This window comes from Paraburkholderia sp. Cpub6 (assembly GCF_014201065.1).
GTDB lineage: Bacteria > Pseudomonadota > Gammaproteobacteria > Burkholderiales > Burkholderiaceae > Paraburkholderia > Paraburkholderia tuberum.
Genome location: NZ_JACHDM010000039.1, coordinates 37,329 through 49,631 on the forward strand (window position 1 = coordinate 37,329; position 12,303 = coordinate 49,631).

The window sequence follows — 12,303 nt, forward strand, 5'->3', positions numbered from 1 at the left end:
CCAGGCATCCCCAAGTATTCCAGGCATTTGTACGCGTTGACAACACGGCATTCACTTTCTAGCATGCTAGCATGTCTTCTCGAAATCAAGGCCTTCGTGAATTCCTCGACCGAACTTGAGAATGCCGCCGGGGACCCGTATGTCGCACTGCAAAAAGTCGGCGGCGGCGAGCGCGGCAGCTTGACCGACGCGGTCGAGGCGGCGTTGCGAGAAGCGATTGTTACGTTGGCGTTGGAACCCGGCATGATGATCGACAAGATGGCCGTGTGCGAACGCATGGGGGTGTCGCGCTTTCCGGTGTCATCCGCGTTGGCGAGGCTTGCGCATGCGGGTCTCGTCGAGGTTTTGCCGCAACGCGGCACGCGCGTCAAACCGATCGCGCTCGACGACATCCGCCAGCATCTGTTCATCCGCAGCGCACTGGAAGTCGAGACGGTGCGTGGGGTCGCGCTGATGCACGACACGGCGACGCTCGACGCATTGGCAAGCAATCTCGATCAGCAGCGCAGTCTGGCTGGAAGTGGCGAACGTCTGGCGTTTCACGCGCTCGATCTGGCTTTCCATGAAATCCTGCTCGACGCGGTGAAGCTGCCGCGCGTGAAGGAGATCGTCGCGGTGTCGCGCAATGCGCTGGACCGCGCGAGACAATTGCTCGCGAGTCCAGAACGGCTCACGTATACGCTGGAAGAGCACGAGAGCATCTTCAAGGCCCTTTGCGCCGGCGACGGCGATGCGGCCGCGAAAGCGATGCACGATCATCTCGACCAGGTCGTCGCCGAATTGCACCGGTCCGCAAAAGAGCGGCCCGACCTGTTCGCGCCTTGAATGAAAGCTGGAATGAAAGCCGTTGTTCAAGCCGTAAAAAGCTCCACCGTAAAAACGTTGGTGATATAGGCAGCCGTCAACAGATCAGCACATGAACCCACTCATTTCCGTCAGCAATCTTTGCAAGAGCTTTCCGGGCGTAAGAGCGCTTCATGACGTCCGGTTCGAACTCATGGCCGGCGAGGTCCATGCGCTGATGGGCGAGAACGGCGCGGGCAAGTCGACGCTGATGAAAATTCTCGCCGGCGTCTATACGCGCGATTCCGGCGAAATTCTCTTCGACGGCAAACCCGTCGATTTTCAAGGTCCGCGCGACGCGCAAGCTGTCGGCATCGGCATCATTCATCAGGAACTGCAACTGATGAATCATCTGAGCATCGCGCAGAACATCTTTATCGGCCGTGAGCCGTGCAAGGGTCTGGGTCTCTTTCTCGATGAAGACAAACTGAATGCACAGGCAAGCGAGATCCTCGCCCGCATGCACGTGAAACTCGATCCGCGCACGATGGTCGGCACGCTGACCGTCGCGAGTCAGCAGATGGTCGAGATCGCGAAAGCACTGTCTTTCGATTCGCGCGTGCTGATCATGGACGAACCCACGTCCGCACTCAACGATGCCGAGATCGCCGAGCTGTTCCGGATCATCCGTCAATTGAGAGAGCGCGGCGTCGGCGTCGTCTATATCTCGCACAAGATGGACGAGTTGAAGCAGATCACCGATCGCGTGACCGTGATGCGCGACGGTGAGTATGTGGCCACCGTGCCGACCGAGGGCACCGGCGTCGAGACGATCATCGGCATGATGGTCGGGCGCACGCTGGGCGACGTGACGCCGGTCGAGAGCGCGCCGGTGAAAGGCGAACTCGCGCTCGAAGTGAGAAATCTCGTCGCAGGTCCGCTCGTGCGCGACGTCAGTTTCGAATTGCGCAAGGGCGAAATACTCGGTTTCGCAGGCTTGATGGGCGCGGGCCGCACGGAGGTCGCGCGCGCGGTGTTCGGCGCCGATCCGGTCGAATCGGGCGAGATACTCGTGAAAGGCGTGAAGGCGTCGATCAAGAGGCCCAGTGATGCGGTCAAGCGCGGCATCGGCTACCTGTCCGAAGATCGCAAGCGCTTCGGTCTCGCTACGGGAATGGATGTCGAATCGAACATCGTGATGGCCGATCTCGGCAAGTTCCTGTCAATCAATATGTTTCTGCGCCGCGGGCAGATTCGCAAAAGAGCGCAGCACTTCATCAAGCTGCTTGCGATTCGCACGCCTTCGGCGACGCAGCAGGTGCGGCTCCTGTCGGGCGGCAATCAACAGAAGATCGTGATCGCGAAATGGCTCGAGCGCGATTGCGACGTACTGTTCTTCGATGAACCGACGCGCGGCATCGACGTCGGCGCGAAAAGCGAAATCTACAAGCTGCTGCGCTCGCTGGCGGCGCAAGGCAAGGCGATCGTGATGATCTCCTCCGAGCTGCCGGAAGTTCTGCGCATGAGCGACCGCATCGTCGTGATGTGCGAAGGCCGCATTACCGGCGAGCTGTCCGCCAGCGAAGCGACGCAGGAGCGCATCATGCATCTCGCGACGCTGCGCGAAACCCTGAAAACGGTACAAGCCTGAAGAGGTCTACGACATGACATTGCGAACGGATACGGCGGCGCTCGACAACGAAAGGCGCACTTCCGGGCTGAAAGCCCGAATTTTCGCGCCGACCGCCGTGCAAAAGATGCTCGCGTTCGCGAGCCTCATCCTGCTGCTGGTGTTCTTCAGCTTCGCGTCGCCGTCCTTCATGCAGATGGACAACATCCTCGGCATTTTTCAGGCGACAGCTGTGAACGGCGTGCTGGCGATCGCCGCCACGTTCGTGATCATTACGGGCGGCATCGATCTGTCGGTCGGTACGTTGATGACATTTACCGCCGTGATTTGCGGAGTGTTTCTCACGTATTGGCATCTGCCGATGTGGATGGGCGTGCTCGCGGCACTCGCGACGGGCGCGGTATGCGGCACGGTATCGGGCACGCTGACCGCCAAAATGAAGATCCCGCCATTCATCGCGACGCTCGGCATGATGATGCTGCTCAAAGGTCTTTCACTCGTCGTGTCGGCGGACAAGCCGATCTATTTCACCGATACCGAGAACTTCTACCGTATTTCTCAGGATTCGCTGATCGGCTATTTCCTGCCGAGCGTGCCGATTCCGAATGCGGTACTGATCCTGTTCTTTCTCGCGATCGTCAGCTCTATTACGCTCAATCGCACCGCGCTCGGCCGCTATACGTTCGCACTCGGCAGCAATGAAGAAGCGGTGCGGCTCTCGGGCGTCAATGTCGATCGCTGGAAGATCGCGATTTACGGCGTGGGCGGCGCGATCTGCGGCATCGCGGGTCTGCTGATCGCGTCGCGGCTCAATTCGGCGCAGCCGGCGCTCGGTCAAGGCTACGAGCTCGATGCGATCGCGGCGGTCGTGATCGGCGGCACGTCGTTGAGCGGCGGTTCGGGAACGATACTCGGCACCATCATCGGCGCTTTCATCATGAGCGTGCTGACCAACGGACTGCGCATCATGTCGGTCGCGCAGGAGTGGCAGATCGTCGTGACCGGTTTGATCATCATTCTGGCGGTGTATGCGGACATCCTGCGGCGCAGCCGGAGAAGTTGAGGCAGGAGCAGAAGCAGCAAATAAGCAGGGAACGCAGGAGCAGGAGAGAGAGGGCACGTGAAGGCTCCCTCGAAAGCTCGATAGCGGCTTGATAGCCCAACCATTGGAGGAGGCCCCATGTTGAAGAGAAGACTAATCGGTATCGTGGTCGGTGTCGGTGCGCTCGTCGGCGGAAGTAGTCTCGCGTATGCGGACGAGCCGTATATTCCGCTTATTTCGAAAGGCTTCCAGCATCAGTTCTGGCAAGCCGTCAAATCGGGCGCCGAGCAGTCCGCGAAAGCGAACAACGTCAGGATCACGTTCGAGGGACCGGAAACGGAAGCGATGGTCGATAAGCAGATCGACATGCTATCGGCCGCGCTCGCGAAGAAGCCGCAGGCGCTCGGCATCGCGGCGCTCGACAGTAAGGCGGCCATCCCCTTGCTCAAGCGCGCCCAGAACGAAAAGATTCCGGTGATTGCATTCGACTCGGGCGTCGACAGCGATATTCCGTTGACGACCTGCTCGACGGACAACGTCGCCGCCGCCGCGCTCGCCGCCGACAAGATGGCCGCGCTGATCGGCAATTCCGGCGAAGTCGGCGTGATCGTGCACGACCAGACCAGCCGCACCGGTGTCGATCGCCGTGACGGTTTCGTCAATCAGATCAAGTCGAAGCATCCGAACATCAAGATCGTGTCCGTGCAATACGGCGCCGGCGATCACCTGAAGTCCGCGGAAATCGCCAAGACCATGATCCAGGCGAATCCGAACCTGAAGGGTATCTTCGGTGCAAACGAAGGTTCCGCGGAAGGCGCGGCGATCGGCGTCAAGGAATCGGGCAAGAAACTCGTGCTGATCGGCTTCGACTCCGGCAAGGAGCAGAAGGAGAACATCATGTCGGGCTTGATGGCCGGCGCGATTACGCAGAATCCGGTCGGTATCGGCAAATGCACGGTCGACTCGGCGGTCAAGGCGCTTCACGGCGAGAAGCTGCCGAAGAAGATCGACACCGGTTTTTACTGGTACGACAAGACCAACATGAACGATCCGAAGATCGCAGCCGTGCTGTACGACTAAGCGAGGCCGGCGATCGCGACTCGGGAAGCCGAGGCTGCGACAATCATCAAAGAGGGAGAGCCCCGCTCTTCCTCTCTTTTATTGCCGTTCCGCAACTTCGGAATCGCGCTATACCGAGCGGTCCGTTGCACCGCAACAACATGTAATCCGAACGCTCGTACTCCATCGAGCAAGTCGGGATTCGCGCTCATGCAGGGCTTTTGATCCACGGCTGCCGGTCATTTCACGCCATTGCATGCATTAATCTGATACTTTATGTTTATATAATCGCTGCACGAGCCGTCCATTCGCATGCCGATTCGGACCCACCCACCGTCGAATGCGCAGGTCATGGCTTTTACCGAACCAAGGTCTCCATTTTTCAAGTGGGTCGTGTCCTCGGCCCAGAACCTGAGTCCGGACAACCGGCAGATTCTGCTTGCCAACCTGTTTACGCGAACCGCATCGATCGTCTTCGCGTCGATTTGCGAAATCAGCGTTTGCGCAACCGCGTATTATCTTTATCCGATTCCTCTATATGCCGCGTGGGGTATTGCGGTCGTCGCATTGCTGATCGCGCGGCTCACGCTGATCTGGTTATGCCGCACGCGGGCAGCCCTTGGGCTGCCCACGCCGACTTCCGCGTTTGTTTTCGCGAGTCTGTTGTGGAGCGCGTTATTCGGGTTTGGCACATTCCTGTGCAATATCAGCGGAAGTCCCACGCTTTTTCTGCTTGGAAACGTTTGTGCGGTCGGTGTGATCGGCGGATTGGCCGGACGCAATGCGGGCACGCCGCGGCTTGCGTTATTGCAGATCGTTTTTATTCTCAGCTTTCTGAGTGTCGGCGCGGCGATGTCGCCGGGCAATGGCAAGCTCGTGCTGCTATTTCAGGCTCCGTTTTGCGCGGCCGGCTTCTTCACGGTCGCGCTGCGCAGTAATCGCGACACCGTTGCGTTGCTGCTCGCGCGGGAAAACAGTCATCGCCTCGCGCGCCAGGATAGCCTGACCGGTTTGCCGAATCGCGCGCGTATCAACGAGTTGCTGATCGAACGCACCGGTGAGAGTTCGACCCGGCAGGGCGAGGCGTTCGCGGTGCTGCTGATCGACCTCGACGGCTTCAAGGCGATCAACGACAGTCTCGGTCATGCCGCCGGCGACCAGATTCTGCAGGAAGCGGCCTCCCGTTTGCGCGATCTGCTGCCGAGCGGCGACCACGTTGGCCGCCTGGCGGGCGACGAGTTCGTCGCGATTTCGGACGACGCCGGGCAGCTTCGCGACGTGCGCGTGCTGGCCGATCGCATCGTCAGAACGCTGGCGCGGCCGTTCGTGTTGAGCGAAGCGCTCGTGCATATCGGCGCGAGCGTCGGCATCGCGCTCTATCCCGAACATGCGAAAACGGGTCCGCAATTGCTGATCTGCGCGGACCGCGCGTTGTACGGCGTCAAGCGCAGCGGCAAAAGCGCGTTCGCGATTTTCGATGCGGAGAAGCACGTATCCGACGAAAGCCTGAGCCTGCTGCGCAGCGACCTCGAAGGCGCGCTGAAGTCGTTCAATGGTTTGCGCATGGAGTATCAGCCGATCATCGATCTGCATACCGGCGCGGTAGCGGGCCGCGAGGCGCTGATTCGCTGGGCCCATCCGACGCGCGGCGAGTTGTCGCCGTCCGCGTTCATTCCGACCGCCGAGCGCACCGGCCTGATCCTCGCATTGGGTGAATGGGTGCTGCTGCAATCGTGCATGGCGGCGTCGGCGTGGCGCGACAAGGTGATCGTCGCGGTCAATGTATCGCCGGTGCAATTGCGCGAGGAATCGTTCGCATCGACGGTGACGGCAATACTTCGGAAAACGAGACTGCCGCCGACGCGGCTCAATCTCGAGGTTACGGAAACGGCACTGCTGAACGACGACGAAGTGACTCGCCGCAATATCACCAGATTGCGCGCATTGGGTATCGGGCTGGCGCTCGACGACTTCGGCACCGGCTTTTCGACGATGTCCACGCTCGTGCGCTTCTCGTTCGACAAGCTGAAGATCGACAGTTCGTTCGTCCGCGAGTCCGTGCATGGGCGCGAATCGGCGGCCGTGGTGCGCGGCATCGTCGCGCTGGCGCGCGAGATCGGCATGCCGACCACGGCCGAGGGCATCGAAACCCAGGAGCAGCTCAATTTCGTGCGTGTATGCGGTTGCACGCATGCGCAGGGTTATCTGCTCGGCAAGCCGATGTGCAACGAAGAAATCGAGCAGTGCGAAGCGGTGCTCGACGCGCGTGTCGCCGACAAGGCTGCGCCTGCGGACTTTTGATATCCGTTACCGATGCGATCGAGGTCGTGATGTCGTCTCCCTTGCAATTTCAACTGCGAATCACCGCGTCGACGGAACTCGCCAACTCGCTGCGCGCGGACCCTTCGTGCGCCGCGCATCCAGCGCTACGTGCCATTTTGCAAACGCATCACGCAACGCTCAAATGCCAGTTCGATGCATTCGCCGACTACGTGAGCGAAGCGCAGAGAATGGGCATCGAGAACTACCCGCTTTATCAATGGACACGGCAAACCATCGAGAACCCGGAGAAGAAAGCGAAGTACCTGCAGTCGTTCACGCTCCATGTGAATGGCGACGAAGTGTATGACAAGGACGTCGCCGATGCTCTCGAGGCCGGCTTGTCGAAGCTGATCGACGCGAACGGTATTGTTCGCGTGTCACGGTACGACACGAATCCCGGGAACAATCCGCAGCCGCCCGCGCGCGCGTGAGGCAGCCGCTTAAATTTCAGTCCGAAAGCTTCATGGTCAAGCGGTTTAACATTTGAGGACATGCCGCGAAGTTCGTGAGACGATGCAATTTCACTTATTTTTGTGGGAGTGCGACATGGGACTTCTGGACGAATTGGGCAAGATTGCCGGTGCGGTTGCCGCCGTTGAAGCCGCGGAGAAAGTCGATCCACAAGCGGGTCTGCTGACCAAAGGCGTGGCCGCTATCGCCGGTTTCGAAGGCGCTGGAAAGCTGGAAGCGCTGGTGGAAAAGAAAGAAGAAGAGAAACAGGACGACGCCGACAACGCTCAAGCCGCGGACGATACAAGCTCCCAGACCTGAATGGGCGTCAAGCGGATTGCCGGTTGCATGCGCGCGATCGAACCACGCGCTGCACCGGCAATCTGTTTTTATAAACCCTTTCGATATCGAACGCTTCTTCCGCTATTCGCCCGATGTTTCATCGGGCTGTCATCGCCGTCCGGCTACGATCGTCCGTCACTTTCCGTCCGCGCTCGCCCCGCGGGGCGTTGTTTTGCGCTGGCATTCTTCCACCTGAACAACCATACCGGACATGTCGAACAGAAAAATCGTCAAGACGACGCCTGCCGATGAGCACGGCGCATCGATCGTCTCGCGTCGCGGCTTTCTGAAGTTCGCCGGCGCATCGAGTCTCGCGACGGCGGCGGGCGCGCTCGCATCGACCGCGCGCGGCGCCAATAGCGGCACACCCGATGGCACGCCCGAACAGATCCATCTGACCTGGGGCAGCGACCCGACGAGCGAAATTACCGTGTCGTGGTCGTCGCTCGCGCCCGCGGTCAATCCGCAGGTGCGCATAAGCGGCGCCAATAACGGGGACCACGCGAAACATACGGTGCACGCGGTGCAAAGCACTTACACCGACGGCATCAACGGCGAGGTCGTATTCAACTATCACGCGCGCGTGCGCGAGTTGAAGGCCGACACGAGCTATCAGTACGAAGTGACGGCCGATAACGACGGCAATGCAGCGCAACCCTTCACCGCGAGTTTTCGTACTGCGCCGCGCGGCCGCGCGCCGTTTCGCTGGACGAGCTACGGCGATCTCGCGACGCCGAATACGAACTGGGTGCTGTCGTCGCCGCAAAGCCGCTTCGCGGTGGCGGCCGTCGAGCGCTTTCAGCCGCTCTTCCACCTGCTGAACGGTGACCTCTGCTATGCGAATCTGAATCCGACGCAGCAGCCCGAGGTGTGGCGCGACTTCGGCAACAACGCGCAGACGTCGGCGTCGAACCGGCCGTGGATGCCGTGTCCAGGCAATCACGAGCTCGAATTCAACAACGGCGAGCAAGGCCTTGCGTCGTATCTGTCGCGCTACGCGCTGCCCGATAATCACACGCGTTTCCCGGGCCGCTGGTACAGCTTCCGCGTCTGCTCGGTGCTGTTCATTTCGCTCGATGCGGACGACGTCGTCTATCAGGATGCCGCCGCTTTCGTCGCCGGGCCCGCGCCGCTGACGCCGGTCGCGAGTACCGGCAATCCGCCGATTCCGGCGGGCACGTCGCTGTACGTGCGCGGCTATAGCGATGGCGAGCAGACACGCTGGCTCGAAAAAGTGCTGCAGCATGCATCGCACGATAACGACGTGGACTGGATCATCGTGCAGATGCATCAGGACGCACTCAGCTCGTCGAAGACCGGCAACGGTTCCGACAAGGGCATTCGCGAAGCGTGGCTGCCGCTGTTCGATCGCTATGGTGTGGACCTCGTGCTGTGCGGTCACGATCACGACTACGAGCGCAGCTATCCGGTGCGCGGTTGCAATCACAACAAGGGCACCGACATCGCGACGGGGCACCCGGTCGATACGTTGCAGCCCAAGCCGATCATGTCGGCGGTATCGGCGGGTGCATCGACGTTCGATACGAGCCACGGCACGATCCACCTGATTCTCGGCGGCGGCGGCACGAGCGCGCCGCTCGACGTGTATGGCGTCGATGCTGGCACAGGCCTGCCGCAGGCGCGCATCTTCACGAAGCCGAATCGCCCGGTGCCGTCGACGACCGCGGGCACGTTCGTGCGCGCGAGCGCCGACGCGGTCGAAGACGCGATCTGGTCCGCCCAACGCGACACCGGCACCGGCTACGGCATCGCGGTGTTCGACTACGATCCGGGGCAGCCCGGCGGCGACACCACGATCACGATGAACTACTACCATGCGCCGGGCGCGGATCAGACGCCGACACCGGAATATGATCTGTTCGAGACGATCGAATTGAAGAAGAAGCGGGGCGGGTAGAAGGATAGATTTGATTCACTGATCGGTATTCAATTTTCAGGGGCCGCTCGTCACGAGCGGCCCTTGTTTTTTCACGGTCACCGCAAAAAACAACGCCCCATTCATTTTGTTACACGTCTTACCGCCACGGACTGTCGAGGTTACAAAGCCCTTTCCGAAGCCCCGCTATACTCGGCGCCGTCTCACTAAAACAAAGACCCGATATGTCGAAGAAAATCATCCAGATGGTTGCCGTGGCTGCATTGAGCGCCGCGGCGTCGTTGCCGGCACTCGCCGGTGATATGAACAACATGCTCGGTGGCGCGCTCGGTGGCGTCGCTGGCGCGGCAGTCGGCGGCGCGGTGGGCGGCAGCACCGGCGCGGTGATCGGCGGCGCGGTGGGCGGCGGGGCGGGCGGCGCGGTCACGTCGAATCGTCGCGAACGTACCGGCGCGATCATTGGCGGCGCGCTCGGTGGCGGGGCGGGCACCGCGGCCGGCAACGCGATGGGCGGCCGCACCGGCGGCCTGGTCGGCGCCGCGCTCGGCGGCGGCGCGGGTTCGGCGCTCGGCGGCAACATCTCGCGCTCGAACTCGTATGCCAACGACTACTCCCGCGGCTACCAATCGGGCAAGCACCATCACAAGCATCGTCGTTACGACTGAGACGGCTTGACATCGACAGGGCCGGTCCGCGTCCGCATCACAGACGAATGCGGCGGCCCTCGTCCATCACGCATGCAGAACCAGTTTCTGAATACGCCAGTTCAGCAACTTGGTAACGAATAATACGTTTTCCGAAGGACACGCCATCTCGTGAATCCAGCCGAACTGTTTCGGCTGTTTGCCCGCTTTGCCTAGTACGCCGAGCACTTTGCCATCGAGCGTCACCTTGTAGATGCGGCCCGGAAACGCGTCGGCGCTATAGAGCACCTGATTCGGTCCCGGCGAGATGCAGATCGCCCAGGGCGAGCCCGGCACGAACGTGCCCGCGGCGAGGTCCGCTTCGCTCGGCATGTTGCCGATCGCGGGGCGCGCGTCCGGCGGCACCGGTACGTCGATCGTGAACTGGCGCAGGAACGTGCCCTCGGTATCGAACACCTGGATGCGCCGGTTGCTGCGATCGGCCACATAAACGTGGTCGTGCGCATCCACCGCGATGCTATGCGGCGTATGGAACTGCCCCGGTCCCGTGCCGCGATCGCTCCATGACTTCAGCCAGTTGCCGTCGCGATCGACCTTCGCGACGCGCGAGTTGATGTATCCGTCGCTGATATAGGTGTTGCCCACCTTGTCCCACGCGACGTCGGTCACCTGGCGAAAGCGTCCTGGTTCGGAGGGCAGCGGTGGATTCGGATGCTTGAGCGGCGCGGTCTCCTCGTCCGATGCTTCCTGCTTGCGGCACCGGGTTGTTCGGGGTCCGGCGCGACGTCCGACAGAAAAACGTGCAACGGCTCCGACTTTCGAAGTCCTCCGTACATCAGCAAAAGAAAGTAAAGTGTGTCGCGCACCGTATGAGGGCAGATGCCGTTGACATGATCGCGCTGTCGACGCGAGAGAAGTCCTTTTGAGAAGAATTCGACTTCCAGAGCTTTTGGGAAGGCAATCGGTCTGCCTCTTCCGCACCCCTGCGCGATTTGGCGTTCAAGAGGTATGGATTCAGATAGGTCTGACTCCTGCTCGTCCTCACGCGAGAGGTGTGCCAACAGAGAGTGATTGCGTCGGATAGCGGGCGAAAAATGTTTCCCCAACCAATTGATTCGGCGTTTCGTGGCGTGTCTCAGCGTAACAACTGATCCCTCCTCCTCCAGAAAACTGCCGAATGTGCGGATCGCGTCAAGCATCGTTTTTGTCTGGCCGGCGCTGACCGGTAACCAGTACAACCCTTTTGAATCCGATCCGTCGGGTTGCACGGTGCCTTTCAGAAGGGCTTCGATGAAGTCAGCGATCAGGACGTCTGCAGCATCTTGAGGTAAGCGTCATTTGAAGGCCGTATCGACATCGACGTTGAGAGTGTCCAAAGTGATGCCCATCACTTCGAGTAGTGGGGACCACCTTGATGACAGAGATCGACTGTGCCGGGAGTCGCAAGGGGCGGCCGAATTACGCGCCTGAATTCAGGCGTGAAGTTGCGATGGCAGCGTGCGAGCCGGGCATCTCGGTGGCGAAGCTCGCGCAGTCGCACGGTCTGAATCCGAACATGGTGTTCAAGTGGCGCAGGCAGTACCGTGCTGGTCTGCTGGACAACAGGACGGTGAGCGAGACGGCAATGTTCGTTCCGGTGGCGATGTCGCCGGATGATTCGATGGCGGTTTCGTCGCTACCGGTGCCGACAGCGCAATTGCCATTGCGCGTACAGGAAGCCGCGACTTCAGGGATCGAGATCGAGCTCAATGGCGCACGCGTGCGAGTGAGCGGGAAGGTAGACCCAGCCCAGCTGCGACTGGTGCTGCATTGCCTGAGGCCGGCATGATCGCGCTGCCGACCGGCACCCGCATCTGGCTCGCCGCAGGCGTCACCGACATGCGCCGTGGCATGGATGGTCTGGCTGCCCTGGCGCAGGTGGCGCTTGAGCAAGACCCGTTCTCGGGCCACGTGCTCGCCTTCCGTGGTCGCCGGGGCGATCTGGTGAAACTGCTGTGGTGGAGTGGCGATGGAATGAACCTGTACGTCAAGCGCCTGGGGCGAGGCCGTTTCATCTGGCCGCAGGCCGACGTGGGATGCATCCATCTGTCGGCGGCACAACTGTCGATGCTGCTCGAAGGCATCGACTGGCGAC

Annotated in this window: 12 protein-coding genes; 11 read left to right on the forward strand and 1 reads right to left on the reverse strand. The window is 60.9% G+C overall.

Annotated features, from left to right (window positions below):
• Window positions 1-63 precede the first annotated feature (63 nt).
• The 9 genes from HDG33_RS34340 to HDG33_RS34380 all read left to right on the forward strand — a co-directional run bounded on the left by HDG33_RS34340 (window position 64) and on the right by HDG33_RS34380 (window position 10,190).
• Complete coding sequence (locus HDG33_RS34340) at window positions 64-825, forward strand: GntR family transcriptional regulator (protein ID WP_184040106.1); 762 nt, start codon at window positions 64-66, stop codon at window positions 823-825.
• 91 nt (window positions 826-916) lie between these two features.
• On the forward strand, window positions 917-2,434 hold the full coding sequence (locus HDG33_RS34345) for a sugar ABC transporter ATP-binding protein (RefSeq protein ID WP_184040109.1): 1,518 nt from the start codon (window positions 917-919) through the stop codon (window positions 2,432-2,434).
• A gap of 13 nt (window positions 2,435-2,447) precedes the next feature.
• The gene (locus tag HDG33_RS34350; RefSeq protein WP_184040112.1) at window positions 2,448-3,476 is read left to right on the forward strand and encodes an ABC transporter permease; all 1,029 of its coding nucleotides are present in this window, start codon (window positions 2,448-2,450) and stop codon (window positions 3,474-3,476) included.
• A gap of 117 nt (window positions 3,477-3,593) precedes the next feature.
• Complete coding sequence (locus HDG33_RS34355) at window positions 3,594-4,535, forward strand: ABC transporter substrate-binding protein (RefSeq protein WP_090807654.1); 942 nt, start codon at window positions 3,594-3,596, stop codon at window positions 4,533-4,535.
• A gap of 330 nt (window positions 4,536-4,865) precedes the next feature.
• Window positions 4,866-6,815 (forward strand): bifunctional diguanylate cyclase/phosphodiesterase, encoded by a 1,950-nt coding sequence (locus HDG33_RS34360; RefSeq protein ID WP_184040115.1) that lies wholly within the window; start codon window positions 4,866-4,868, stop codon window positions 6,813-6,815.
• 29 nt (window positions 6,816-6,844) lie between these two features.
• On the forward strand, window positions 6,845-7,267 hold the full coding sequence (locus HDG33_RS34365; RefSeq protein WP_184040118.1) for a hypothetical protein: 423 nt from the start codon (window positions 6,845-6,847) through the stop codon (window positions 7,265-7,267).
• Window positions 7,268-7,382: 115 nt separating this feature from the next.
• Window positions 7,383-7,607, forward strand: coding sequence for a hypothetical protein (locus tag HDG33_RS34370; RefSeq protein WP_184040121.1), 225 nt, complete (start codon window positions 7,383-7,385; stop codon window positions 7,605-7,607).
• Window positions 7,608-7,839: 232 nt separating this feature from the next.
• Window positions 7,840-9,546, forward strand: a complete 1,707-nt coding sequence (locus HDG33_RS34375; protein WP_184040125.1) for a fibronectin type III domain-containing protein — start codon at window positions 7,840-7,842, stop codon at window positions 9,544-9,546.
• 203 nt (window positions 9,547-9,749) lie between these two features.
• Window positions 9,750-10,190, forward strand: a complete 441-nt coding sequence (locus tag HDG33_RS34380) for a hypothetical protein (RefSeq protein ID WP_184040128.1) — start codon at window positions 9,750-9,752, stop codon at window positions 10,188-10,190.
• A gap of 66 nt (window positions 10,191-10,256) precedes the next feature.
• Here HDG33_RS34380 and HDG33_RS34385 read toward each other — a convergent pair whose 3' ends face one another.
• Window positions 10,257-10,838 (reverse strand): 6-bladed beta-propeller, encoded by a 582-nt coding sequence (locus HDG33_RS34385; RefSeq protein WP_311548417.1) that lies wholly within the window; start codon window positions 10,836-10,838, stop codon window positions 10,257-10,259.
• A 745-nt stretch (window positions 10,839-11,583) separates the two neighbouring features.
• Here HDG33_RS34385 and tnpA point away from each other — a divergent pair.
• Window positions 11,584-11,997, forward strand: coding sequence for an IS66-like element accessory protein TnpA (tnpA, locus tag HDG33_RS34390; RefSeq protein WP_184040131.1), 414 nt, complete (start codon window positions 11,584-11,586; stop codon window positions 11,995-11,997).
• Window positions 11,994-12,303 (forward strand): IS66 family insertion sequence element accessory protein TnpB (tnpB, locus tag HDG33_RS34395; RefSeq protein ID WP_184040134.1); only part of this gene is annotated, 310 nt, incomplete at its 3' end. The genes tnpA and tnpB, both read left to right, overlap by 4 nt.